The organism is Tepidiforma sp. (assembly GCF_026419595.1).
Lineage (GTDB): Bacteria > Chloroflexota > Dehalococcoidia > Tepidiformales > Tepidiformaceae > Tepidiforma.
Window position 1 is genome coordinate 25,033 of record NZ_JANZZD010000008.1, and the last position, 23,271, is coordinate 48,303.

22 protein-coding genes are annotated in these 23,271 nt (G+C 71.4%); 5 read left to right on the forward strand and 17 right to left on the reverse strand.

Features of this window, described 5'->3' with window-relative positions:
• Window positions 1-7 precede the first annotated feature (7 nt).
• From N2041_RS06105 to N2041_RS06115, 3 genes are all read right to left on the reverse strand, one after another.
• Window positions 8-775: an inositol monophosphatase family protein gene (locus N2041_RS06105; protein WP_297676851.1), complete on the reverse strand. Its 768-nt coding sequence runs from the start codon at window positions 773-775 to the stop codon at window positions 8-10.
• 34 nt (window positions 776-809) lie between these two features.
• Complete coding sequence (locus N2041_RS06110; protein WP_297676853.1) at window positions 810-1,715, reverse strand: LLM class flavin-dependent oxidoreductase; 906 nt, start codon at window positions 1,713-1,715, stop codon at window positions 810-812.
• A gap of 71 nt (window positions 1,716-1,786) precedes the next feature.
• Window positions 1,787-3,256, reverse strand: a complete 1,470-nt coding sequence (locus N2041_RS06115) for an amidohydrolase family protein (RefSeq protein WP_297676855.1) — start codon at window positions 3,254-3,256, stop codon at window positions 1,787-1,789.
• Between the two features lie 72 nt (window positions 3,257-3,328).
• On the opposite strand from N2041_RS06115, the gene N2041_RS06120 reads away from it, so the two are divergent.
• Window positions 3,329-5,404, forward strand: a complete 2,076-nt coding sequence (locus N2041_RS06120) for a thioredoxin domain-containing protein (RefSeq protein WP_297676857.1) — start codon at window positions 3,329-3,331, stop codon at window positions 5,402-5,404.
• A gap of 13 nt (window positions 5,405-5,417) precedes the next feature.
• Here N2041_RS06120 and N2041_RS06125 read toward each other — a convergent pair whose 3' ends face one another.
• The 4 genes from N2041_RS06125 to N2041_RS06140 form a co-directional block, all read right to left on the reverse strand.
• The gene (locus N2041_RS06125; RefSeq protein WP_297676859.1) at window positions 5,418-6,167 is read right to left on the reverse strand and encodes an acetoacetate decarboxylase family protein; all 750 of its coding nucleotides are present in this window, start codon (window positions 6,165-6,167) and stop codon (window positions 5,418-5,420) included.
• Complete coding sequence (locus tag N2041_RS06130) at window positions 6,167-7,279, reverse strand: LLM class flavin-dependent oxidoreductase (RefSeq protein WP_297676861.1); 1,113 nt, start codon at window positions 7,277-7,279, stop codon at window positions 6,167-6,169. The genes N2041_RS06125 and N2041_RS06130 overlap by 1 nt, the downstream gene beginning before the upstream one ends.
• Window positions 7,280-7,371: 92 nt before the next feature.
• Window positions 7,372-8,061, reverse strand: coding sequence for a hypothetical protein (locus tag N2041_RS06135; RefSeq protein ID WP_297676862.1), 690 nt, complete (start codon window positions 8,059-8,061; stop codon window positions 7,372-7,374).
• A gap of 1 nt (window position 8,062) precedes the next feature.
• On the reverse strand, window positions 8,063-8,926 hold the full coding sequence (locus N2041_RS06140; RefSeq protein WP_297676864.1) for a DegV family protein: 864 nt from the start codon (window positions 8,924-8,926) through the stop codon (window positions 8,063-8,065).
• 79 nt (window positions 8,927-9,005) lie between these two features.
• On the opposite strand from N2041_RS06140, the gene N2041_RS06145 reads away from it, so the two are divergent.
• Window positions 9,006-10,163 carry an LLM class flavin-dependent oxidoreductase gene (locus N2041_RS06145; RefSeq protein WP_297676866.1) on the forward strand — a complete coding sequence of 386 codons (1,158 nt, stop codon included), beginning with the start codon at window positions 9,006-9,008 and terminating at the stop codon, window positions 10,161-10,163.
• 16 nt (window positions 10,164-10,179) lie between these two features.
• Here the strand turns inward: N2041_RS06145 and N2041_RS06150 are convergent, their stop codons facing one another.
• The 6 genes from N2041_RS06150 to N2041_RS06175 all read right to left on the reverse strand — a co-directional run bounded on the left by N2041_RS06150 (window position 10,180) and on the right by N2041_RS06175 (window position 16,670).
• Window positions 10,180-10,584, reverse strand: coding sequence for a DUF6285 domain-containing protein (locus N2041_RS06150; RefSeq protein WP_297676869.1), 405 nt, complete (start codon window positions 10,582-10,584; stop codon window positions 10,180-10,182).
• Window positions 10,584-11,594: a phosphotransferase family protein gene (locus N2041_RS06155; RefSeq protein ID WP_297676871.1), complete on the reverse strand. Its 1,011-nt coding sequence runs from the start codon at window positions 11,592-11,594 to the stop codon at window positions 10,584-10,586. Before N2041_RS06155 ends, N2041_RS06150 begins: the two co-directional genes overlap by 1 nt.
• A gap of 4 nt (window positions 11,595-11,598) precedes the next feature.
• Window positions 11,599-12,561 carry a hypothetical protein gene (locus tag N2041_RS06160; RefSeq protein ID WP_297676872.1) on the reverse strand — a complete coding sequence of 321 codons (963 nt, stop codon included), beginning with the start codon at window positions 12,559-12,561 and terminating at the stop codon, window positions 11,599-11,601.
• Between the two features lie 71 nt (window positions 12,562-12,632).
• Complete coding sequence (locus tag N2041_RS06165) at window positions 12,633-14,804, reverse strand: copper resistance protein CopC (RefSeq protein WP_297676874.1); 2,172 nt, start codon at window positions 14,802-14,804, stop codon at window positions 12,633-12,635.
• Window positions 14,801-15,370: a copper resistance CopC family protein gene (locus N2041_RS06170; protein ID WP_297676876.1), complete on the reverse strand. Its 570-nt coding sequence runs from the start codon at window positions 15,368-15,370 to the stop codon at window positions 14,801-14,803. The genes N2041_RS06165 and N2041_RS06170 overlap by 4 nt, the downstream gene beginning before the upstream one ends.
• A 127-nt stretch (window positions 15,371-15,497) precedes the next feature.
• Window positions 15,498-16,670, reverse strand: a complete 1,173-nt coding sequence (locus tag N2041_RS06175; RefSeq protein WP_297676878.1) for an acyl-CoA dehydrogenase family protein — start codon at window positions 16,668-16,670, stop codon at window positions 15,498-15,500.
• Window positions 16,671-16,836: 166 nt separating this feature from the next.
• On the opposite strand from N2041_RS06175, the gene N2041_RS06180 reads away from it, so the two are divergent.
• The 3 genes from N2041_RS06180 to N2041_RS06190 are packed head-to-tail and all read left to right on the forward strand — an operon-like array spanning window position 16,837 to window position 20,040.
• Window positions 16,837-17,925, forward strand: a complete 1,089-nt coding sequence (locus N2041_RS06180) for a TIGR03617 family F420-dependent LLM class oxidoreductase (RefSeq protein WP_297676880.1) — start codon at window positions 16,837-16,839, stop codon at window positions 17,923-17,925.
• A gap of 45 nt (window positions 17,926-17,970) precedes the next feature.
• Window positions 17,971-19,653, forward strand: coding sequence for an alkaline phosphatase (locus N2041_RS06185; protein WP_297676882.1), 1,683 nt, complete (start codon window positions 17,971-17,973; stop codon window positions 19,651-19,653).
• Window positions 19,654-19,686: 33 nt separating this feature from the next.
• On the forward strand, window positions 19,687-20,040 hold the full coding sequence (locus N2041_RS06190; RefSeq protein ID WP_297676884.1) for a DUF192 domain-containing protein: 354 nt from the start codon (window positions 19,687-19,689) through the stop codon (window positions 20,038-20,040).
• Here the strand turns inward: N2041_RS06190 and N2041_RS06195 are convergent.
• From N2041_RS06195 to N2041_RS06210, 4 genes are all read right to left on the reverse strand, one after another.
• Window positions 20,037-20,543 carry a hypothetical protein gene (locus N2041_RS06195; RefSeq protein ID WP_297676886.1) on the reverse strand — a complete coding sequence of 169 codons (507 nt, stop codon included), beginning with the start codon at window positions 20,541-20,543 and terminating at the stop codon, window positions 20,037-20,039. The two genes, N2041_RS06190 and N2041_RS06195, sit on opposite strands and share 4 nt — an antisense overlap.
• Window positions 20,544-20,661: 118 nt before the next feature.
• A complete protein-coding gene (locus N2041_RS06200) occupies window positions 20,662-21,624 on the reverse strand; it encodes a sulfurtransferase (protein WP_297676888.1) in 963 nt (320 codons plus the stop codon).
• A 15-nt stretch (window positions 21,625-21,639) separates the two neighbouring features.
• Entirely contained in the window at window positions 21,640-21,924 is a 285-nt protein-coding gene (locus tag N2041_RS06205; RefSeq protein ID WP_297676890.1) for a sulfurtransferase TusA family protein, read from the reverse strand.
• Window positions 21,925-21,946: 22 nt separating this feature from the next.
• On the reverse strand, window positions 21,947-23,131 hold the full coding sequence (locus N2041_RS06210) for a YeeE/YedE family protein (RefSeq protein WP_297676892.1): 1,185 nt from the start codon (window positions 23,129-23,131) through the stop codon (window positions 21,947-21,949).
• Window positions 23,132-23,271 lie beyond the last annotated feature (140 nt).

Sequence of the window (23,271 nt, forward strand, 5' to 3'; positions counted from 1 at the left end):
CTGCGGGCTATCCCCGCGCGAACTGCTTGAAGAAGCGCGTCAGCCGTTCGTGCAGCCCCGGCTCCGCCGCCAGCAGCCCGCGCACCACCGGCCGCGGCTGGTTGAACCGGATCGGGTCGCCCAGCACCCCGGTGACCCGGAGCCCCGCCGCCCGGCAGAGCGCCGCGCCCGCGGCGACGTCCCATTCCGCACGGCCGAAGCCGGTCAGCGTCGCGTTGCCGTCGCCCTGCGCCAGCCGCGCCAGCCGGTAGGCGACGCTCCCCATCGGCCGCACCAGCGTGCCCTCCGGCAGCGGCGGCAGGTCGTCCCACGCGTGCTCGCCGCGCCCGACGAGCGCCTCGAACGGCTGGCCCGTCGGCTCGGTCGCCGGGCGCTCCATGGCGCCGCAGCACGCCGCTGCGAACAGCTCGCCCGTCGCCGGGTTGTGCACCACCCCGAGCACCGGCTCGCCGTTCGCCACCAGCGCGATCGAGACGGCGAACTCCGGCACGCCTTCGAGGTACTCCCGCGTCCCATCGATCGGGTCGACGACCCACGTGCGCGCCGCCCGCAGCCGCGCCGGCGAATCCCGGTGCTCTTCGCTCAGCCAGCCGTCCTCGGGAAACGCGCCGAGCAGCCGCCGTTCGAGCAGCGCCGCCGCCGCGAGGTCAGCTTCCGAGACGAGCTCCCGGCCGGCCTTCCGCCCGTACCGGACGCCCTCCCGCCGGAAGCGCTCGATGACCTCCCCCGCGGCGAGCGCCGCCTCCTTCGCCGCCTCCAGCTCGCGCTCGAACACGTCTCCCATTGTAGGGACGGCGCGACCGGCGGCGTCAGGCGAAGGCAGCGAACAGCTCCTCGAACGCCTTCACCTGCCCGCCCTTCGTCGAGGACGGCACCACGATCGGCGTCTTCACCCCGGCTGCGAACCACTGCTCCAGCCCTTCCAGCACCTGCTTCCGCGTGCCGTACAGCGTGCAGTCCGAAAGCCAGCGCTCTGACATCAGCCCCGGCAGCGCCTCCCGGTCGCCGCGCGCCAGTGCCGCCTCGATCGCCTCCATCTCCTCGACGTAGCCGGCTTCCTTCCAGTAGTTCCGGTAGTTCGGCAGCATCACGTAGCCGGTCAGCACCCGCTTCATCACCTTGGCCGCCGCCGCCGGGTCGTCGTCATCGATGCACATCGGGATCATGTCGCCGATGAAGAAATCGCCCTCCCGTTTCTCCGCCGGGATGTGCGCCAGCGACTCCGGCATGTGGCTCCGCGCCGCGTTCGCCCAGACCGCGCCCTCCGCGATCTCCACGGCCAGCTCGACCATCTTCGTCCGCAGTGTCGCCAGAACGATCGGCGGCAGCGGCCCGACCTGCTGCGACGCCGCCCGCATCGCCTCGACGTACTGCCGCATGTCGCTCAGCGGCTTCCCGGGCTTCGCCCCGATACGCGCGTTGGCCGGCGCATGGCTCACACCGATGCCGAGGTAGAACCGCCCGTCGCTGATCTCGTGGATGTACGCCGCCGATTGCGCGAGGTCGAATGGCACCCGGTAGTAGATCGGGATAATCGACGTCCCGAATTTGATCGTCGAGGTGGCGTGCGCGATCGAGAGGCACAGCCCCATCCCGTCGCCGAAGCTCGCGCAGTAAATCCCGGCGAACCCCGCCGCTTCGAGCTGCTTCGCCGTCTCCACGGTCCATTTCCGGCGGCCGACTGCCGCCGCTAGCGCCACTGCCGGCTTCTGCATGCGAATCCCCTCCTGGGCTGAACGTCGTGCCCGCGACTATACGGCCCCCGGCCCTTACCGGCCCGGCCCCGTCAGGCCTCCTGCCGGTACCGCAGCATGCGCCCGCTCCCTGCCCCGGTGTGCCGGCCGTCGTCGTACGCGACCTGCCCGTTCACGACCACCATCCGGATGCCGCGCGGCTCCCGCTTCGGCTGCTCGTAGGTCGCGAGGTCCTCCACCGTCGCCGGGTCGAACAGGACGAGGTCGGCGAACCAGCCCTCGCGCACCTGCCCCCGCTTCGCCAGCCCGAACCGCTCGCACGGCGCCGAGGTCATCTTCCGGACCGCCTCCTCGAGCGTCAGCACCCCGCGCTCGCGCACGTACCGCGCCAGCACCCGCGGCATCGTCCCGAACAGCCGCGGATGCGGGTTCCCCTTCAGCACCGGGATGCCGTCCGAGCCGATGAACATCCGCGGGTGGCGCAGATTCGTCTCGATGTCGGCTTCATCGATGATGAACTGGATGCAGATGACCTCCTTCCCCCGCGGCGCGGTCAGGATCTGCCGCACCGCCTCCTCGACCGTCCACCCCTCGCTCGCCGCGATGTCGGGGACCATCCGCCCTTCGAACTCCCGCCGGTCCGGGCAGCTCGCGATCATCACGTTCTCGGCCCACTCCCGGTCGATCGCCTCGAGGTTCACGTACTGCCACATCGGCCCGCTGCCTGCTGTGTAGGGGTACACGTCGAGCGTCACGCTCGTCCCCGCGGCGTGAGCCGCGTCTGCCTTCGCGAGCGATTCGCCCACCCGGCCCCAGTTCCGCCGTCCCGCCGCCTTGTGGTGCGAAATGTGCAGCCCGACGCCCGCCTCCCGCGCGACCGTGATCGCCTCGTCCACTGCCTCCAGCAGCCGGTCTGCCTCGTTCCGCATGTGCGTCGCATACAGCCCGCCGAACGGCGCTGCCTCGCGCGCCAGCGCGATGACCTCCTCGGTGCGCGCGTACCGCCCCGGCTCGTAGATGAGCCCGGTCGAGAGCCCGGCAGCGCCCTGCTCCATCGCCCGCGCGACGTGCCCCCGCATCGCCGCCAGTTCGTCCGCTGTCGGCGCCCTCCGCTCCATCCCCATCACGTGCGCCCGGACCCGGTTGTGCCCGACCAGCATCAGGTTGTTGATCGCCGGCTGCTTCGCCATGCAGGCCGCGAAGTAGCTTGCGAGGTCCGTCCAGCCCGCGCCCGGGCCGGAGATGTCCCCCGGCATGTACTCCCGCCCCGGTTCGTTCGGCACCGTGCTGAAGCCGCAGTTCCCGCTCACGTCCGTCGTCACGCCCTGCGCCAGCTTGAACGCCATGTCCGGGTGCCGCAGGAACGCGCCGTCGTCGTGCGAATGCGTGTCGACGAAGCCGGGGCACAGCGCCTGCCCCCGCGCGTCGACTTCCCGCCGCCCCGCCGGCGCTTCCCCGACCGCCATGATGCGGTCCCCCTCGACCGCCACGTCTGCCGGGAAGCCCGGCGCGCCCGTCCCATCGATCACCAGCACGTTCCGAAACACGAGGTCAGCTGCCATGCGCGGCATTCTGCCCCCGCCCGGACGGGCTGTCGACAGCAGCGCTCACGCGAATCCTGTACCGTGGAACCCATGCCGAACCGCCTCGCGAACGAAACCAGCCCCTACCTCCGCCAGCACGCCGACAACCCCGTCGATTGGTACCCGTGGGGCAGCGAGGCGTTCGAACGGGCCCGCGCCGAGCAGAAGCCGATCCTCCTCTCCGTCGGCTACAGCTCCTGCCACTGGTGCCACGTCATGGCCCACGAATCCTTCGAAAACCCGGCCATCGCCGACCTCATGAACCGCTACTTCATCAACGTCAAAGTCGACCGCGAAGAGCGTCCCGACGTCGACGCCGTCTACATGGCCGCGGTGCAGGCCATTTCCGGCCAGGGCGGCTGGCCGATGACCGTCTTCCTCACCCCGGAGGGCGAACCGTTCTACGCCGGCACCTACTTCCCGCCCGAGGACGCCCACGGCCGCCCCGGCTTCCCGCGCGTCCTCCAGTTCCTTGCCGAAAAATGGCAGACCGACCGCGACCGCATTCTCGAATCGGCCCGCGGCCTCACGGAGCACCTCCGCGCCGCCGCCGCGCGTGCCGCCGGCCACGGCGACGGCATCGCCCCCGCCACGCTCGCCCGCGCCGTCGAACAGTTCGCCGAGGTCTTCGATACCGCCTGGGGCGGCTTCGGCATGGCGCCGAAATTCCCCTCGCCTTCGAACCTCGAATTCCTCCTCGCGCACTTCGCCGCTAACCCCGGCGCCGAGACCGGCCAGGCCGCTGCCGCCATGGCGCTCCACACCCTCCGCGGCATGGCCACCGGCGGCATGTACGACCAGGTCGGCGGCGGCTTCGCCCGCTACAGCGTCGACGAAGCGTGGATCGTCCCTCACTTCGAAAAGATGCTCTACGACAACGCCCAGCTCGCCCGGGTCTACCTCCACGGCTACCAGCTCACCGGCGACGGCGGCTTCGCCCGGGTCGTCCACGAAACCCTCGAATTCCTCCTGCGCGAAATGCAGGACCCTGCGGGCGGCTTCTACGCCGCGCTCGACGCCGACAGCGAAGGCATCGAGGGCAAGTACTACCTCTGGACGCCCGCCGAGGTCGAGCAGGTGCTCGGCGCCGATGCCCCCCTCGCCATGGCCTGGTACGGCGTCACCCCGGACGGCAACTTCCGCGACCCCCACCACCCGGAGCTCACCGGCCGCAGCGTCCTCACCGCCCGCCCCGACATCGAAGACCTCGAACGCCGCTTCGGGCTCTCCCAGGACGACATCCTCGACCGCATCGAGGAGATCCAGGAGCGCCTCTTCTACGCCCGCCAGGAGCGCGTCCCGCCCGGCCTCGATGACAAAGTACTCACCGACTGGAACGGCCTCGCCCTCGCTGCCTTTGCCGAAGCCGCCCGCGTGCTCGAAGAGCCGGCCTACGCCATGGCCGCGACCCGCCTCGCTGAGTTCCTCCGCGCCAGCGTCTGGCGCGACGGCGTCCTCTACCACACCTGGAAGGCCGGCGAAGCCCGCGTCCCCGGCATGCTCGAAGACTACACGTACCTCGGCCTCGGGCTCGTCGAGCTCTACAAGACCACCGGCGAACTGGCCTGGCTCGACTGGGCCCGGGAGCTCTGGGAGGCCACCCTCGCCCGCTTCCGCGACCCGGAAACCGGCACGTTCTTCGACACCGCCAGCGACGCTGAGCAGCTGATCGTCCGCCAGCGCAGCTTCTTCGATGCCGCCACCCCGTCCGGGAACGGCGCCGCGGCGCTGCTCGGCCTCTGGCTCGGCCGCTACTACGGCCCCGCCGAGTGGGAGCGGGTCGTCGACGACGTCGTCGCCGCCGTTGCCGACCACCTGCTCCGCGCCGTGACCGGCTTCGGCACCATCCTCCAGGCGATGGAGTTCGCGCTCGCGCCGCACCGCGAAATCGTCATCGTCGGCGATGCGGCCGCCCGCGCGCCGTTCGAAGGTGTCCTCGCCGCGCGCTACCTTCCTTTTACCGTCGTCGCGCCGACCGCCGATGCCGAGGGCCTGCCCCTCTTCGAAGGCCGCGAGCCGGCGGGCCGCGCCCTCGCCTACGTCTGCGAGAACATGGCCTGCATGGCGCCCGCCGAATCCCCGGCCGAGCTCGAACGCCAGCTCGGCCCCGCGCCCGCCTTCGCCTGAGCCGTCCCCCGCCTCAGGCGTGCAGCCGTTCGACCGCCGCCAGCGGCGGCTTCGCCGGGTCGACCAGGTACCGGAGCTCCGGCATCGCCACGTCGGCGACGGCGTAGGAAGCGCTCACCGGCCAGTACGGGTCCGCCCCCGGCAGCCCCCACGCCTCGCCGTCGAACGCGAGCAGCTCCGGCATTCCCCGGTCTGCGCTGTGGAACTGGTACTCCGGGTCGACCTGGATGAGCCGCGCCGTGGCCGCGCCGTCCCGCTCCACCCGCGCCGTGTTCAGCGTCGCCAGGTACTGGATGTCGGCCCCGCTGATCGCTTCCGGGTCGACGAGATGCGCGTCGAGCACCGTGCGGCCGCCCGCCCGGACCGTCACCCAGCTTCGGTCGTACCGCCGCGCGAAGTCGATGGTGCCCTCGCTCACCGGGTAGCCCCAGCGCGCCGCCAGCGCCTCCCGCGCCGCCGCCGAGTCGCAGTACGCCCGCACGGAAAGCGCCCGCGGCCGTGCCCCGGAGCGGCAGCCGACCTTCGCCTCCGCGAGCGTGAACGGCCCCGCCGGGCTCTCCGGCACCCGCCACGCCGTCACGACGAGCGTCGGCGGGATGGTCGGGTGCAGCGCCGGCGGCAGGAGGCTCGTCATCGCGCCCTGCTCCAGCTCGTACATCACCTGCAGGATCTGCACGCGCGGCAGCACCCACGGCTCGCCGTCCGGCCGCAGCAGCGGTCCGTGCTCGAAATCGGTCGTCGGCCGGGTTCCCACGAGCGGCATCAGTTCCCTCCCACCGCCGCCGGGGCCTTCGCCGCCGGCTTCTCCGCGAACTTCGGCATCACTTCCTTCGCGAACAGCCGCAGGCTCGCCAGCACCTCCTCCTGCGGCACCGTCTCGATGGCGTTCAGCAGGAAGTTGATCCGGTCCACGCCGACCGATTCCCACTTCTTGATGACCTCGATGATCCGGTCCGGGTTGCCGATGCACAGGCCTTCAGGGATTTGCCCCTCCGGCGCGCTCGTCGCCTCCCGGCGCAGCGCCGGCAGCAGCCCGAGGTTCGGGTACGACCGCGTCGGGTAGGCCTGCCGCGCCGCCAGCAGCTGCTCCGCGAGATAGTTGAACGTCCCCGCCAGCCGCTGGCCCGTCTTCGCCCCGTACTCGTTGTCCTCGTGGCAGAAGAGGAAGTTCACCGTGTTCACCTGCTCGTTCACGAACGAGCCGACCGGGTTGCAGTACTTGATGCGCCGCCGGTACTCCGCGATCTTCTGCTCCTGCTCCGCGAAGCCCCCGAACGTCAGCCCGAGGCTGCCCATCCCTCGGTCCGCCGCGTCGAGCTCCGTCCCCGGGCTCGTCACCGCGACCCACATCGGCGGGTGCGGCTTCTGCAGCGGCTTCGGCAGCACCGCCCGCTGCGGCATGCTGAACGCCCGCCCCTGGTAGCCGAACCGCTCCTCCGTCCACATCTTCGGGATGATCCGCACCCACTCGTCCCACGTCTTCTTCGTCTCGTCCGGGTCGGCCGACATCCCGCCCAGCTCCGTCCACGTCGCCGACCGCCCCGTCCCGAACTCGAGCCGCCCGCCGGAGACGATGTCCATCGTCGCCGCCACTTCCGCCGCCTTGATCGGGTTGTTGAACTCGGGCACGCAGACCACGATGCCGCGCCCGATGCGGATGTTCTTCGTCACCATCGCACAGGCGGTGAGGAACACCTCCGGCGCCGAGCAGTGCGAGTACTCCTCGAGGAAGTGGTGCTCCACCGCCCAGACCTGGTCGAAGCCGAGCTCATCGGCCAGCTTCACCTGTTCGAGGCAGTTCTGGTACACCTCGTACTCGGTCGTCGGCCCCCACGGCCGCGGCACCGAAATCTCGTAGAAAATGCCGAATTTCATCGCGCAGGCTCCCTTCTCCTTGCTGTCTGCCCGCCCGGTGGGCGGAATCTAGCACAGCGGCGGCTGCCCTGCCCGCCGCGAGTGCCTCTGCTTCAGCCGAGCAGCATCGGCGCCGGGACTGCTGCCGGTCCCACCCGCAGCGTCCCTTCGACGATGCACGCCGAAATCGGCAGCAGCGTCCGCAGCTGCCGCCACGGGCTGCCCCGGTCGAGGCCGGCCGCCGGCGTCATCGCCGCGCCCTTCGCCAGCCGCGCTGCGGCCGCGTCGACGCTCACCGGCGCCTCCGCGAGCACCGTCTTGCCGCCCTCCGGCGCGTACACCACCCAGCCGTCCCACCGCAGCATCGCCGGGTCGATGGCGTACGGCGCCGGCAGCCGCGCCTCCGCGAGCGGGCCGGACGTCCCGGCGATGCGCACGGTCACGTCGTCGCCCTCCCGCTCGATGCGAACCTCGCCGGGTTCCGCCGGTCCCGCCAGCGCGGGGAGCCGCCCCGCGCCCTCGACGACGGCCGCTGCCAGCACGTTTCGCGGCATCATCCGGAACCGCCCGCCGACGCCCAGCGCCGCGAACCGCAGCGGCCCCGCCGCTGTCTCGCCCTCGGCGACCAGCAGCCGCGCGTAGCACGGGATCGGCCGCGTCACGTCCGCCGGCAGCCACCGCAGTGCCGCGTCGCGGTCCACCTCGAACGTCAGCTGCAGCCAGCGGCCGCGCAGCTCCAGCGGCCCGGCGTCGAACTCCGCCGGCGCCAGCCCGTCGATCGCCAGTGTTCCCCGGTCTGGCATCTCAATTCCCTCCCGCGCCCGCAGGCGCCGCGCCGATGGCGACCGCGCCCGGCCCCACGACCGCGCCGATCGCCATCGAAAGTTCCGTCACGATGAGCCGCTCCACCGCGTACGCGCGCCGCACCCGGTCGGCCGCTTCCTCCGCCAGTCCCGGCGCCGCCGCGTGCGCCACCACCACGTTCAGCTGCGCGCCCCCGGCCCGCTGCCCCACCCGCCGCACCGCCTCCTCCAGCGCGGCTTCGTGGGTCGCTGCCCGCGCGACCCCCGTCACCCGCGTCCCGATCCGCAGCACCGGCAGGCCGTCCTCCAGCTCGCCGAGCTTCTCTTCGACCAGCGCCAGCCGCCCGCTCTCCTCCAGCCACCGCGTATCAGCCGGCACGACCAGCGCGTCCGCCCGCGGCTCCAGCTCTTCGAGGTGCGCCAGCAGGTCGTCGAGTGGTCTCCCCTCCTGCACGAGGCCTGCGGCCGTCGTCAGCAGCGCCCCGAGCCCCGCATGGCCCACGCCGGGGTTCGAAATCTTGATCCGCGCGTCCGGCAGGTCGTCCTGTACCGTCAGCATCGCCGCCGAGGCCGTCGTGAAGCTCGGGCTCACGTCGAACGGCGTCACGAGGCAGAGCACGTCCTGCCCGGCTTCCGCTGCGGGCCGAAAGTGTGCGAGGTACGCCGCTTCCGGCGGCGCGAACGTCCGCGGCAGCCGCGCCCCCGCGCGGATGCGCTCGTACGCCGCCCGCCACGCCCGCTCATCGTCGGCCATCCGCTCATCTTCGAACGCAAAGCTCCCCGCCGCCGTGAGCACGCCGAGGTCCGCCGCCGCTTCCGCACCGAGGCAGGTCGTCGAATCCGTCACCAGCTGAACCTTCGTCACAGGCACCCCCAAACCGGGCTGGCAGGATGCTAGCATAATCGTTAGCCTTCGGCTTACGACCTTCCCGGGTGGTGCACCAGTGAAATTCGGCATCTTCTACGAACACTCCGTCCTCAAGCCGTGGGACGACCGCTCCGAGCACCGCGTCCTCCACCAGGCCGTCGAACAGGTCGTCCTCGCCGATGAGCTGGGCTTCGACCAGGTCTGGGAAGTCGAGCACCATTTCCTGGAGGAGTACTCCCACTCCTCCGCGCCGGAGGTCTTCCTCTCTTTCTGCGCCGCGAAGACGAAGAACATCCGCTTCGGCCACGGCATCGCCCTCATGCTCCCGCCCATCAACCACCCGGCCCGCGTGGCCGAGCGCGCCGCCACCCTCGATATCCTCAGCGACGGCCGCCTCGAATTCGGCACCGGCCGCTCCGCGACCTGGACCGAGCTCGCCGCCTTCGGCTGCGAACCCGACCTCACCAAGGAGATGTGGGACGAATGCACCCGCGCCGTCGTCAAGATGTGGACGACCGACAACTTCTCCTGGAACGGCCGCCACTTCACGATGCCCCAGCGGAACATCATCCCCAAGCCCCTCCAGAAACCCCACCCGCCCCTCTGGGTCGCCGTCCAGTCGCCTGAAACGGCTGTCCAGGCGGGCGAGCGCGGCATGGGGATGCTCGGCGTCACCCTCGGCGCCCCGCTCGACTACCAGCAGATGGTGAAGGACTACCGCCGCGCGATCCGCACCTGCGAACCCGTCGGCGAAACGGTCAACGAGCAGGTCAACGGCGTCGCCTTCATGTACTGCGACGAAGACGACGCCCGCGCGAAGGCCGTCGGCGGCATGGCCGCCCTCCAGTTCGGTCTCCGCGCGGCCCACCTCGTCGGCGTCGGCGGCATCTACCCCTCGCCGGCCTACCACGCCCACGCCAGCGCCGCACCGCTCCGCAATCGCCCCGGCGACGTCGTCGGCCCCGTCCGCGAAGGCACGCCCATCGGCGACCCGAAGGCCTGCATCGAGGCGCTCAAGTGGTGGGAAGAGGTCGGCGTCGACCGCATGGTCTTCCTCATCAACACCGGCGAAACCATCCCGCAGGAGCAGGTGCTCAACAGCCTCCGCCTCTTCGCGCGCGAAGTGATGCCGGAGTTCACGCGAAAGGAGCGCGCCGAGGCGAAGAAAGCCGCCGAGGCCGCCGCCCGCGAGGCGGCCCAGCGCGCCGCTGCCGGCACCCCGATGCCCGCCTGAGAAGGCTCCCGCGCCGTCAGGCCCGGTCGCGGTACTCCGCTGCGAGCCCCGGGTTCGAAACCTCCAGCTTGTCGAGCGTCACCGTCCGCAGGTGGCTGAGGACCGCCAGCCGCCACGGCCCTTCGTCCGCGTCGCCCTTCCGGATGCGCTCGCACAGGTCGGCATTGCGCCGGAGCAGCGCCTCGCGCACGCCCGCCAGCCGCGGCGGCATCGGCTCGACCCCCAGCAGCCGGTCGAGCCCGTCCCACTCCCGCGCGAGGTGCTCCTCCATCGTCGCGAGCTCCCGCCGGAGCATCTCGACGACGTTCATCGAGACCCGCGCGTGGAAGCTCAGCCGGCCCTGCGTGTTCGGCATCACGTCGTCCCGCAGGTAGCCCGCCACCGCCTCCAGCAGCTCATCGAACGTCGGCCGGTCCTGCATCAGTCCCACCTCCCTTCGAGCAGCTCCAGCAGCACGATCTCCGTCTCCGCCGTCCGCCGGCCGATGGCCGCCAGCTCGACGCTCCGGTTCCGGCCGGTCAGGTAGGTCGCTGCCTGCGTCATCGTGATGACGCCCCACTTCAGGTTCCCGAACATCTCGTACCAGAGGAAGTGCTGCCGGTTCACCGGCCGCCCGCCGGCCGCTTCGTATGCCTCGATGAACGCTTCCCGCGTGCCGACGCCGGCGATCGGCTGCTTCCCGCCGAACCGCCACGACTTCACCGCCAGCCAGCCGAGGTCCTCCATCGGGTCGCCCCAGTGCGCCAGCTCCCAGTCGAGGATGCCGCGCACGCCCGTCTCATCGAAGATGAAATTCCCGAGCCGGAAGTCGCCGTGCACCAGCACCTCCTCGCCCGGGGGCGGCAGGTGCTGCCGCAGCCAGCGAATCGCCAGCTCGAACACCGGGTGCGGGTCCAGCTCGGCCGTCCGGTAGTTGTTCTCGTAGTAGTCGAGCTGCGCCTCGGCCGAGGTCTTCCCGGCCGGCGGGTGCTCGAGCCGGGCCAGCTCCGGGTGGTCCGCCTCCCGGATGCTGTGGATGCGCGCGAGGTCGCGCGCGAGCTGGGCCGGGACCACCTCGCGCGCCTTCGCGTACTGCTCCCCCCGGATGAGCCGCGCCCCGAGCGTCTCGCCCGGCACGCGGCGCATCACGAAGAAGGCCACCGGGAACGTGTCGTCGCCGTCCCAGAGCGGCTCAGGGACCGTCACGCCCGCATCCCACGCCGCCTTGATCAGGTGGTACTCCAGCTCCCGCCCGGGAATCGTCGGCGCGCCCGGCACCGGGTCCGCCCGCAGGATCCCTTCGATCCGCCCCGCGGGCGTTTCCGCATCGAACGACCACGTCTCCCGCGACGCGCCCCCGGAAAGCCGCACCAGGTTCGAGACCGTCACCGGCCCCCCGGTCCGCGCCGCGATGAACCGCTCCAGCCCCTGCTGGACTTCGTCCTTCTGCACGGCCCTACTCGACCTGGTCGAGGTACTCGCTCAGGCCGTAGCCCTTGCGCTCCCCGTCGAGGAGGTATTCGGTCATCCCCTCCCCGATGTGGGTGAACATCCCCGCGCGCCGGTTCCGCAGCGGGATGAACCCCCGCACCGTCCCCTCGACCCGGTGCACCTCGCCGTTCGCGAGCGTCACCGTGGCTTTCAGCGCCTTGTGGTAGTTCGTATCGCCCTCGTACTCAGTCTCGAGCTCGATGTTCTTGACCTGCACGATGGTGTCTTTCCCCTTGTGGAACACCCCGCCGATGCGGTCGCCCACGATGGAGAGCACCATCCCGAGGTCGTCGCCGAAGTTGCCCGTAATCCAGCGGTAGCTCGGCGTCGATTGCCAGTACCGCGGCCCCCACGAGTGGTCGCGCAGCCCGTGCCCGCTGATGTGGAGCACCGGGCCGTCTTCCACCTGCAGCGTGCCGGTCACGCGCATGTGCTGCTCATAGTGCGCCCGCGCGAACTCGTTCTGCGCGCCGGCGCCGCCCGGCTCCGCCACGTGCCCGTAGATCGGCCCGACCCCTTCGTGCACGAGGTCCAGCCGGATCCGCTTGTGCGGGTTCTCCTTGAACGCCACGCTCGGCTCCCGCATCTCCCGCGGGTCCTTCAGGTACACGACCGAGCCCTCGTACGTCGTGCGGAGCCGCTCGCCCGGTTCGAGCACCTCCACCTTCAGGCCGCCAGCATTCCAGCCGTCGTTGCTCGAAATCTGGGGCCGCTTGTAGTTGAACAGCGCCGAACCATCGGGCTGGTAGACGATGACGGTGACTTCGGCGTACCCCTCGTTCGCCCGGTTGCCGATGCGCAGGAACCCGCCCATCTGCTGCTCCCGGTCGAAGAAATTGAAGTAGACCGACTCGTTGAAGTTTTCCTCGGGCCCGAGCGGGTGGGTGTAGTCGTCCTCGGGCTTCACGTTGCCGATGATGGTGACCATCGTTCGAACCTCCTGCCGGTGCTGTCTCCCGGCAGGCCCGGATCATACCGGAGCCGCGCCCCGGCCGCCCGTTACTGCGTCGCAGGCGCCAGCGTGCGCAGGTAGTTCACGAGGTGCCAGATCTCCTCGTCGGTCAGCCCCTGTTCCTTCCACGCCGGCATCGCCGTCCCCGGGATGCCGTCCGCGATGAACCGGAACAGCTGCCCGTCCGGGTGCTGCGGCACGTGCACCGTCAGGTCCAGCGGGTACGGATTCAGGTCGAGCCCCGGCGGGGGCACGCCCGTCCGCCCGTGGCAGGCGATGCAGTTCGCTTCGTACAGCGCCCGCCCCCGCGCGATCGAATCCGCATCCGGGAATACCGGGTTCGTCGGCAGCCCCGCCTGCGGCTCGTGCGCGTGCACCCCGAACAGCAGCAGCACCCCGAGCCCGAAGCCGGCCATCGTGCCGGTGCTCGCCGCCCACCCGAGCCGCCGGTTCAGCTCACGCGCCGTCCCGCGGCTGAGCGCGAACCCGAGCCCTGCCAGCAGCAGCACGAGCCCGCCGAACTGGTTCCACGTCAGCCCCGCCGTCGGCAGCGACCACGCGCCGCCGCCCCGGCTCACTGCCGCCGCGAACGCCCCCGCCGGCCGCACGTCGAAGAACGTCCGCGCGTCGTCGGCATCGGCCCGCCGGACTTCGACCTCCACCCGCCAGCGCCCCTCGAGCGGCATGTACGGCCCCTGTCCGCCGAACTCGCCCTGCCCCACCGGCGCCAGCACCAGCGTCGAGGGCCCGAGCGACTGGTCCTCCTGGTACCGGAACACCAGCCGTACCCGCTGCGCGTCGACCGGCGCGCCCGAGCCGTCGGCCAGCGCGACCCGGTAGGTGTTCAGGCCCGTCTGGTTCGGGTCGATCCGCAGCGTGACTTGCAGGTCGCTCGCCGGCGCGGTCATCTCGAACGGCCGCCGCTCCGGCTCGATGACGATCGAGCGGCTCGTGGTCGTCTGGCTCATCAGCGCTGCCGCCCCGACGACTGCGACGCCGAGCGCGACTTCCGCTGCCGCGCCGAACATGAACCGGCGCGGTTCGCCCGGCCGCTCGCCCACCAGCCGCGCCTTCCCCCAGCGCGCGTTGTACAGCGCGACCGCCAGCAGCGGCGCCGCCAGCGCCAGCTTCGCCAGCAGCACCAGCCCGTAGCGGGTCTCGGTCAGCTTTTGCACCGAATCGATGTGGATGAGCGCGCCGAGCAGCCCCGTCGCCAGCAGCACGAAGACTAAGACCGATGCCAGCCGGGCGAACCGCCGCATCATCGGCCGCCACGCGTCCCGCCGCCTGCCGAACCGGGCCGCGACGACGGTCCCCGCGACTGCGCCCAGCCAGCCCACCGCCGCTGCGGCGTGAGCGAAGTCGATGGCCATCGCCCACGCGCTTCCCGGCACGGCCGCCGCGTGGCTCGTCGCGGTGAACGTCACGAGCTGCCCCGCCGCCAGCGCGATGAGCGCCCACGCAGCCGCCCGCGGCCGCCGCCCGTACAGCGCCGCCGCCCCGGCCGCGGCCGCGGCCAGCAGCGCCCGCGCCAGCCAGTACCGCCCGAACCGGGTTTCGAAAACGGCTGCCGCGGCGCCGACCCCGGAATACGTCTCGAGCAGCAGCGCAAGGCTGAGCCCCGCCGCCACGACGCACGCCGCCGCACCGAGCGCTGCCGCCTGCCCGAGCCGCCGCCGGGTGGAAACCGGCGCCTCGGGCCATAGCAGCGTCACCAGCCCGGCCCCGGCGGTCAGCATCAGCCCGAGCAGCGCCAGCAGCCGCGTCGCGGTCCCGTCCGGCCGCCCGAGCCGGTCCGCCCCCGACCCGACCGCGCCGACCGTGTTCACCGCGTCCGGCACCGTCCCGTCCGGGTTCAGCACCGTGAACGGGTACGAGCCGGTCAGCGCGTGTCCATCGACCAGCGACACGTTGTTCCAGATGACGTTGTAGATGCCGGGCTCGAGCGCCGGCAGCTTTGCCCGCATCCGCCCCTGCGTCACGACCGGCGCCCCGATAGCGATCTCACGCCCCGCCCCGTCGAGCAGACGGATGGCGCTCGCGCGCGGGTCGATTGGCTCCGTGAAGTCGAGGATCACCTCCGCCGGGGCCTGCCGCAGAAACGCGTTCGCCGCCGGCTCGGAAGCCACCAGCGCCGCGTGCGCCCGCCCGTCGCGGACCGGCACCGCGAGCGCCAGCACCGTGACGGCAGCCAGCAACGCCAGCAGTGCCCGCTTCATTCCCCCCGCCTGCTGAACACCACGCCCGCGCCGACCCCGACAATCAGCATCGTCGCGCCGACGGCCGCCGCGAGGACCCAGCCGGTCCCGCTCGCCTCACCCCGCGGCACCGCCGCGGCGGGCGGCGCCTGCGTCGGACCTCCGCCGAGCAGGCTCTCCTGCAGCACTTCGCGGCCCGGGTTCGGCGCCGCCGCCGGGTCGTACCGGAACCGCAGCTCGCCGCTGGCCGTATCCCCATCCTCCGCGCTGAGGGTCGTCCATCGAACGACATAATCGCCGGGAGCAAGACCGGCCGGCAGCGCCACCGAAAGCCGCCGCCGGTCGTTCGGGTCGATGACGGCCGGCTCACGCGTCACCTCGTTCCCGGCGGCATCGAAGACCTTGATGTCGTTCGCGCCCGCCTGCCGCGCCATCTCCTGCGTCATCACGAGGACCACGTCCGTCGGCGGCTCGTTCAGCACCGCGCCGTCGCCCGGCCGCGCCCGGCTCGGTTCCGCATGGGCGAAGGCCGCCGTCGCCCACACGAGCCCGAGAAGCCCCGCGAAGAGCGCCGCCGCCAGTCTCATGCAGCCCAGTCTAGGCCCTCCGCCCCGGCGGACAAGGCGGGGTGCCCCGGGCGGTGGCGGCCTTTCCCGAACGCGAACCGGCCCGGCGCGCTCGCCGGGCCGGCACTGAGGGAGGAACCTCCTCGAATCAGCCGCGCGGCAGCCCCAGCCCCCGCGTCGCGATGATGTTCCGCTGAATCTCGCTCGTCCCGCCCGCGATCGTCGACGACACCGTCTGCAGGTAGCTCCCCGGCGCGCGCCCCTTCATCGGCGCATCCCGGCCGGTCAGCAGCGCCGACGTGCCGAGCGCCTTCATCGCCGTCCGCGCGATGCGCTGGCTCAGCTCGGTGTTGAACAGCTTTGCAATCGACGCCTCGTGGTTCGGCACCCGGCCGGCGGCCTGGATGCTGATGACGCGGTAGCTCAGCATCTTCGCCGTCGCTGCCTCGATCCACCGGTCCGCGAACTCCGAGGCGAACGCCGCGCTCGCGCTCGCCGTCTCCGGCTTCCCGCGGTGCTCCTTCCAGTACCGCAGGTAGTACTCCAGCGTCTGCCGCTGGCCCACCGCGTTCCCGATCGACGAACGCTCGAAGTCCAGCGTCGTCGTGCCGATGTACCAGCCCCGGTTGATCTCGCCGACCACGTTCCGCGCCGGCACCCGCACGTCTTCGAAGAACACCTCGTTGAACTGGTGCCCGCCCGCCATGTTGATGAGCGGCCGCACCGTGATGCCCGGGCTCTTCATGTCGACCAGGAAGTAGGTGATGCCGCGGTGCTTCGGCGCGTCCGGGTCCGTCCGCGCCAGCATGAACATCCAGTCGGCGTTGTGTGCGCCGGAGGTCCAGATCTTCTGCCCGTTGATGACGAAGTCATCGCCGTCGCGCACGGCGCGGGTCTGCAGGCTCGCGAGGTCCGAACCCGAGCCCGGCTCGCTGTACCCCTGGCACCACTGCACCTCGCCCCGGAGGATCGCCCCGAGGTGCTCCCGCTTCTGGTCGTCGTTCCCGTGGATGATGAGCGTCGGCCCGATCATCGAGACGCCCATCCCGCCGACCTGCGGCGCCCGCGCCTCGGCGAACTCCTCGTTCATGATGAACTGCTCCATCACGCCGAGGCCCGCGCCGCCGTACTCCTTCGGCCAGGCCGGCGCGATCCAGCCCTTCTTCGCCAGCTTGTCCCGCCACTCCCGGAGCGCGCCGCCCCGCTCCCGCGCCAGCTCCATCGGGTTGATGTCGGGGTCGACGCGCGGCCGCTCCTTCTCGAGGAACTCGCGCACTTCGGCCCGCCACGCCGCCTGTTCAGGCGTATCCCGGAAATCCATCGCCTTCTCCTGCCGTGTCGTTAGGGGCTTTGCGGCACTGTAGCGAACCGCAACCCTGACGTAAAGGGAAAGGTCGCGCCGTTCCCCGTTTCCGTGCAGGGCCGTTCCGCTCCGCGTAGACTTCGCCCCGCACGCCCACTCCCAATCCCGAGAAAGGACAGCACCCATGAAGGTCGGTTCAGGCTTCGGCGGCACCTGGCTCACCGCCGTCCCCGAGCAGGCGCGCCGCGCCGAAGAACTCGGCTACGACTTCGCCAGCACGCCCGAAACCCAGCACGATTCCATCCTCGCCGCCACCCTCGCGGCCTACAGCACCGAAAAGCTCGAAGTCCAGACGAGCGTGACCATCGCCTTCCCCCGAAGCCCCACCGTCCTCGCCATGGAAGCCTGGGACATCCAGCACATGAGCAAAGGCCGCTTCGTCCTCGGCCTCGGCTCGCAGGTGAAGGGCCACAACCAGCACCGCTTCAGCGTCGACTGGCCCGGCGCCCCCGCCACGCGCATGAAGGAGTACATCAAGATGCTCCATGCCGTCTGGGATTCCTTCCAGGACGGCAAGAAGCCCGAGTTCATCGGCAAGTTCTACCACTTCACCCTCATGACCCCGAACTTCAATCCGGGGCCCATCCCCTACCCGCGCCCGAAAGTCGGCCTCGCCTGTGTCGGCGATGCCATGGCCCGCGTCGCCGGCGAAGTCGCCGACGTCGTCATGCCCCACGGCTTCATGACCGACAAGTACATGCGCGACGTCGTCCTCCCCAACGTCGCTATCGGTCTCAAGCGCTCCGGCCGCACCTGGCAGGACATCGAAATCGCCGGCGGCGGCTTCACCGTGTTCGGCGAAACCGAGTCCGAAATCGAGCAGGGCCTCGAACGCCTCCGCCAGCCTATCTCGTTCTACGGCTCCACCCGCTCCTACCACGAAGTCTTCGAAGTCCACGGCCTCAAGAGCCTCGGCATGCAGCTCCACGAGCTCTCGCTCCAGGGCAAGTGGGACGAGATGCAGCGGGTCATCCCCGAAGACGTCCTCCGCGTCTTCGCTCAGACGTCCACGTACGACAAGCTGCCTGAGTTCGTCGCGAACCACCGCGAATACGCCTCCCGCATCAGCCTGGCCCTGCCCGCCTCGACCCCTGAGCAGCGCGAGCGCGCGAAGTACATCATCGAGCAGGTCCGCAAGGTCCAGGTTCCCCGGGTGCCGCGCGGCCTCGAAGACCTCTCCGCCGTCCCGGACCGCCCAAAGGCCACCGCCTGACGGGGTTCGCCCGCGCTGCCGCGCCGCCCGTGCGAGAATCCGGCCATGACCGGCACCGCTCTCGCGCGCGGCGGCGCACTCACGATTGGCGCTGCGGGAGTCGCGTTCGTCGCAGCGGCCGGGTGGCAGCGCGCCGGCGAATTCGCCCTGCTCGAGCGCCCGTGGGACGCCTCAGCGCTGACGTGGGCGGCGCTCGTCGGCCTTGCCGGCTGCGGCGCCGGGCTCCGCTCCTCGCTCGGCGCCGCCCTGCTTTTCCTCGCCGCCGCCTGGTCGGTCGCCGTTGTCGCCAGCCTCGGCACGGTCGAACCGGCCGGCATCGCCGGGGCCGCATTCCTCGCCGCCGCCGGGCTCGCGCTGGCTGCGCCGGAATTCCGGAACCGGCCCCGAACGGCGCTGGCAGCATTCGCCTCGCTCGCAGCGGTCGCCGCGGCCGCGACGTTCGCCGGCGTCCGCGTCCACGACGTCTACCTTGGCCCCACCCACCCGGCCTCGCCGCTGCGCGCCGCCCCCGTCGACCTCGTTGAATGGGCGTGGGCCGGCGGCGTTACCTCAACATCGTTCGCGGTCACGGCGCAGCTGGCCGACACTCAGCCTGCCGATGACCTCACCCTCGTCGTTCGCAGCGAGCCCTCTGGCGAGGAAGTCGGCCGCTTCCCGCCGGCTTCCCTCAGCCCCGCCGGCGTGGCCCGCTTCGATGTCGCCGGCCTCCAGCCCGCGACACGCTACCGCTGGGCCGTCGCTGCCGGCGGCCGCGAAGACCGCTCCCGCAGCGGCTCGCTGACCACCCTCCCCGCCGGGCGGGCCTCGTTCACCCTCGCTTTCGGGTCCTGCGCGAGCACCGGCTCGAACGGCCAGGTGTTCGATCGCATCCGCGAAGCCGCCCCGCTCCTCTTCATCCACACCGGCGACTTCCACTACGAGGACATCGACGACGACGCCCCGGGCGCCATCCGCGCCGCTTTCGCCCGCTCACTCCGTGCCCCCGCCCAGCAGGCGCTCTGGCTCGACGTGCCCATCCTCTACACCTGGGACGACCACGATTACGGCGGCGACGACAGTGACCGCACCACCCGCTCCCGCGCCGCCGCGCGCGCCGTCTACCGCGAAATCGTCCCCCACTATTCGCTCCCGCTCGATGGTCCCATCGCCCAGGCGGTCACCGTCGGCCGCGTGCGCGTCATCGTCACCGACAGCCGCTCCGAGCGCGACCCCTCGCGCTGGCAGGATGGCCCCGGGAAGTCTATGCTCGGCGAAGCCCAGCTCGCGTGGCTGTTCGAGGAGCTGCTCCGCGCCCGCGGCGAGGCGGCGCTCATCATCTGGGTCAACAGCGTCCCGTGGATTTCGAGCGAAACCGGCAGCGACAGCTGGGCGGCCTACGCCGATGAGCGCCGCCGCATCGCCGACTTCCTCGTCGAGCACCGCATCGACAACCTCGTCATGCTCAGCGGCGACGCCCACATGCTCGCCGCCGACGACGGCTCCAACAACCGCTTCGCGTCGGACGGGAGCGGCCCCGGCTTCCCGGTCTACCACGCCGCCGCGCTCGACCGCCGCGGTTCGGTGAAGGGCGGCCCCTACAGCGAAGGCGTTCACCCCGGGGGCGGCCACTTCGGCCTCCTCACGGTCGACGACCTCGGGCCCGAAATCCGCGTCACCTTCAGCGGCCGCGACTGGCGCGGCGCCGAACTCCTCCGGCACGAACGGGTCTTCACCGTTGCCCAGCGGTAGCCACTTGCGCCGGGCGCCGGTACGCTCCCGCGCATGGCCCGCAACGTCCGCGTCGTCAACACGCGAACCGGCAACGTGGTGGCCGACCGTGTCGCCGTCGCCGATTCGTTCTGGAGCCGGTTTCGCGGGCTGATGCTCCGCCGGCCGCTGGAGCCCGGCGAGGGCCTCCTGATCGAGCCCTGCTCCTCCATCCATATGCTCTTCATGCGCTTCGCCATCGATGCTGTCTTCATCGACGGCGACGGCCGCGTCCTCCGGGTCGCGCGCCGCGTGCGCCCGTGGGTCGGGCTGGCCGCGGCCCGCGGCGCCCGTGCCGTCATCGAACTCCCGGCCGGCGGCGCCGAGGGGCTCGCCGGCGGCGACCTCCTCCGGTTCGAACCCGCCTAGCCGCTCTCGCAGCCGACCCCGTCGCGGTCCCGGTCGAAGCCGTGCGGGTCAGCCCCGACCACGCGGAACCTCCGGAACGGGATGTCCCCGCAGTCGAGGTCCGGCGGATACGGCGGGATGCACACGTCCGGGTACGAAGGGTCGCAGTTCGCCCGCCGCGTCGCCGTCGGCGTCGGCAGCGCGGGCCGCGGGGTCGGGGTTGGCGGTGTCGTGGGCGTCGCCGTTGGCGTTGGGGTGGCGCGCGGGCTCGGTGTTGGCGTGGGCGAGGCCGTTGGTATCCGGGTCGGCGTCGGCGTTGCACTGGGGGTCGCGGTCGGCGTTGCCGTCGGCGTCGGGCTCGGTGACGGCGACGCGGCTTCCCGCGCGCTCGCTGTCGACGTCAGGGTGTCGCCCGTCAGCCCGAGCGGCATGCCTGCCGTCGTCACGTCCGCGGAGTCGCCACCACAGGCTGCGGCCAGTCCCGCGCTGGCCGCAGCCGCTGCCCACAGCAGAAATCCCCTCACGTCATGCATCGTACGCCGCATGTCAAGAGCGGATACCTGTCGGAAGCAACGCCCGGCCAAACGACGGGGGAGGCGCTCAGCGCCTCCCCCGCGATGCGAGCCGACCCTGCCGGACCGGCTACTGCTGGACCGGCGTGTCCTTCGAGTTCCCCCACTCGGCCCAGGAGCCGTCGTACACCTTGTTCCCCTTGCCGAGCCCCACCAGCCGGAGCGTGAAGAGCGAATGCGCCGCCCGCACGCCCGTCTGGCAGTAGGTGATGACCTCGGTGTCCTTCGTGATGCCCGCCTTCGCGAACTGCGCGCGCAGCTGGTCGGCCGGCTTCCACACCTTCGGATCGCTGTCGGTCAGCGACGCCTGCCAGTCGAGGTTCACCGAGTTCGGCACGTGGCCGCCCCGCGCGGCGCGCACGTCCGCGCCCGTGTACTCCGCCTGCGACCGCACGTCGAGGATGACCACGTTCGGGTTCGGGCTCGTCGCCTTTTCTTTCACATAGTCGAGCGCGCAAATGACGTCCGGGTTCGGCTTTGCCACGAAGGTCGCCTTCGTCGGCGTCGGCGCCTCCTTCGAGACCGCCTTGCCCTCCTTCTCCCACTTCGCCCAGCCGCCGTTCAGCACCCGGGCCTTGTTGTGCCCGTAGTAGTCGAGCACCCACCAGAGCCGCGTCGCCCACAGGCCGGTCCCGTCGTCGTAGATGACGACTTCCTTCGAATTGTCGATGCCGAGCGCGCCGACCTTCTCGGCGAACAGGCTCTCGCGGATGACGTACAGCTTCTCGTCCGGGTCCTTCAGCGCCGCCTGGTCGTACCAGACCGCCCCCGGGATGTGGCCGGCGTCGTACGCTTCCTTCTTCCGGATATCCACGACCACCAGCGAGGCGTTGCCGAGCTGCCCCGCGAGCCAGTCCGTCTCGGCGAGCAGGTTCGGCTCCGCGTAGCCCGCGGGCTCCGTGCTCCCGCCGTCTGCTGGCGCCGTGCCCGAATCGTCATCATCGCCGCCGCAGGCCGCCGCCAGCGGGAGCGCCAGCAGCACTGCCAGCGCGAGCCCCAGCCACGGCAGCCGAAGTCGCATCAGTCGTTCCATCGTCGAACCTCCCGGTTAGCCCTTCGAAAGTTCCGCGGCGCGGCGCGAGATCTCCGCCAGCGCCTGCTTCTGGTCGAGCTTGCCCTCCGCGGGCTCGAGGCGAATCCGCCACGTCCCGCGCCCGGCCGGCTCGATGGTCGAGCGGTAATTCAGCTTCGCCCCCTCCCACGGCACCGTCGAAAGCGCCGGCGCGTGGTCGGTCAGCACCTCGAGACATTCGCCCGCCGGCAGCTTCCCGAGCGCCTCCCGCGCCTTCATCGCCGGGTAGGGGCACATCTCACCGCGGACGTCGAGTTCCATCGTTCCCTCCTTCGCTCATCGATTACGGCAGCCGCCGGATCAGCGCCACGCCGATCCAGGCTCCGCCGAAGAGCGCGATGCCATAGACCCACCCCGCCAGCGCCAGCGAGGGGATCGACGAGAAGAACGCGCCGATCGTGCAGCCGATGGCGATGACCGACGCGTAACCCATCAGCAGCCCGCCGGCGCCAGCCTGCACGTACCGGCTCCACTGCCGCGGGCGGCGAATCCGGAACTCGCCCGACAGCATCGAGGCCGTGAACGCCCCGGCCACCAGCCCCAGCATCGTCGCGGTCCGGACCGTGAACCACTTCTCCGCGCCCCCGGGCGTGCAGCCTGCGAGCAGCTCGCTCCCCTTCAGCGGCAGCGAGCTCGCGTTGAACCACCCGAGCACGTTGTCCGCCCAGAGCGAAATCCCTCCCGTCACGCCCAGCGGCACCTGCAGCCCGAGCGCGAACACCGAGACGACCGCGAGCGCGATGGCGCCCGTCGCGTAGCTCCAGCCGTGCCCGCCCCAGACCTTCTCCCAGCCCTGCCGAAGCTGGTCGCGCCAGCCGAAGGCCGGCTCCGGCGGCGGCGCCGGGAACTCCGGCATCTTCGGCGTTCGCGATTCCCACCACAGCACCGCGATGTAGAGCGCGGCGAGGCCCGCGAGGGTCAGCGCCAGCGCCGCCGGGTAGCCGCCCAGCTCCGCCGGCAGCCAGACCGCCGTCCGCTCGCGGATGTCGTTGTCGTACCACCACGTCCACTGGCGGTTCGCGACGATGGTGCCGGCCACGATGCCCGCCATCGCGACCCATGAGGCCACGTACCCCTCACCCATTCGCCACAGCGAGCCCGAGACGCACCCGCCCGCGAGGACCATCCCGACGCCGAACAGCACGCCGCCGACCACCGTCGCGATGCCGACCGGCTGGATATGCGGCCCGGCCGGTGCGATGCCGAAACCCGGGTTGGGCGCCAGCCGCGCCTCGAGCAGCACGAAGCCGACGGCCGCCACCGCGAGCCCGATCAGGATCGCCCGGAACAGGCGCCCGTCGCCCAGCAAGATCAGGTCGCGAAACGCCCCGGCGAAGCACAGCCGGCTCCGCTGGAGGATGACCCCGAACGCCACGCCGATGAGCCAGAACGCCCCGATGGCGAATCCGCGCTGGTCGAGCAGCAGCCACACGGCCACGATGGCGGTGCCGAGCGCGAGCGGCTTCACGGGGGCGCGTTCTCGCAGCGAGGGAGCGGGAGCAGCAGGTTCAGCGACGGCCATGGCCGCTACACTAACAAAGTTGACCAACTCGGTCAACTAATGACGGCGCGGCGTACCTGGCACTGGCGGGGCTGGCCGGCCGGCCA

Excerpts from the sequence above, each read along its gene's own strand:
- N2041_RS06160 (WP_297676872.1), bottom strand. The coding sequence starts at position 12,561 with ATGGTCACCATCATCGGCAACGTGAAGCCCGAGGACGACTACACCCAC.
- N2041_RS06130 (WP_297676861.1), bottom strand. The coding sequence starts at position 7,279 with ATGAAATTCGGCATTTTCTACGAGATTTCGGTGCCGCGGCCGTGGGGG.
- N2041_RS06135 (WP_297676862.1), bottom strand. The coding sequence starts at position 8,061 with ATGCCAGACCGGGGAACACTGGCGATCGACGGGCTGGCGCCGGCGGAG.
- N2041_RS06115 (WP_297676855.1), bottom strand. The coding sequence starts at position 3,256 with ATGGCAGCTGACCTCGTGTTTCGGAACGTGCTGGTGATCGATGGGACG.
- N2041_RS06200 (WP_297676888.1), bottom strand. The coding sequence starts at position 21,624 with ATGGAACGACTGATGCGACTTCGGCTGCCGTGGCTGGGGCTCGCGCTG.
- N2041_RS06175 (WP_297676878.1), bottom strand. The coding sequence starts at position 16,670 with ATGGATTTCCGGGATACGCCTGAACAGGCGGCGTGGCGGGCCGAAGTG.
- N2041_RS06110 (WP_297676853.1), bottom strand. The coding sequence starts at position 1,715 with ATGCAGAAGCCGGCAGTGGCGCTAGCGGCGGCAGTCGGCCGCCGGAAA.
- N2041_RS06190 (WP_297676884.1), top strand. The coding sequence starts at position 19,687 with ATGGCCCGCAACGTCCGCGTCGTCAACACGCGAACCGGCAACGTGGTG.
- N2041_RS06170 (WP_297676876.1), bottom strand. The coding sequence starts at position 15,370 with ATGAGACTGGCGGCGGCGCTCTTCGCGGGGCTTCTCGGGCTCGTGTGG.
- N2041_RS06120 (WP_297676857.1), top strand. The coding sequence starts at position 3,329 with ATGCCGAACCGCCTCGCGAACGAAACCAGCCCCTACCTCCGCCAGCAC.
- N2041_RS06165 (WP_297676874.1), bottom strand. The coding sequence starts at position 14,804 with ATGAAGCGGGCACTGCTGGCGTTGCTGGCTGCCGTCACGGTGCTGGCG.
- N2041_RS06150 (WP_297676869.1), bottom strand. The coding sequence starts at position 10,584 with ATGCAGGACCGGCCGACGTTCGATGAGCTGCTGGAGGCGGTGGCGGGC.
- N2041_RS06185 (WP_297676882.1), top strand. The coding sequence starts at position 17,971 with ATGACCGGCACCGCTCTCGCGCGCGGCGGCGCACTCACGATTGGCGCT.
- N2041_RS06180 (WP_297676880.1), top strand. The coding sequence starts at position 16,837 with ATGAAGGTCGGTTCAGGCTTCGGCGGCACCTGGCTCACCGCCGTCCCC.
- N2041_RS06205 (WP_297676890.1), bottom strand. The coding sequence starts at position 21,924 with ATGGAACTCGACGTCCGCGGTGAGATGTGCCCCTACCCGGCGATGAAG.
- N2041_RS06125 (WP_297676859.1), bottom strand. The coding sequence starts at position 6,167 with ATGCCGCTCGTGGGAACCCGGCCGACGACCGATTTCGAGCACGGACCG.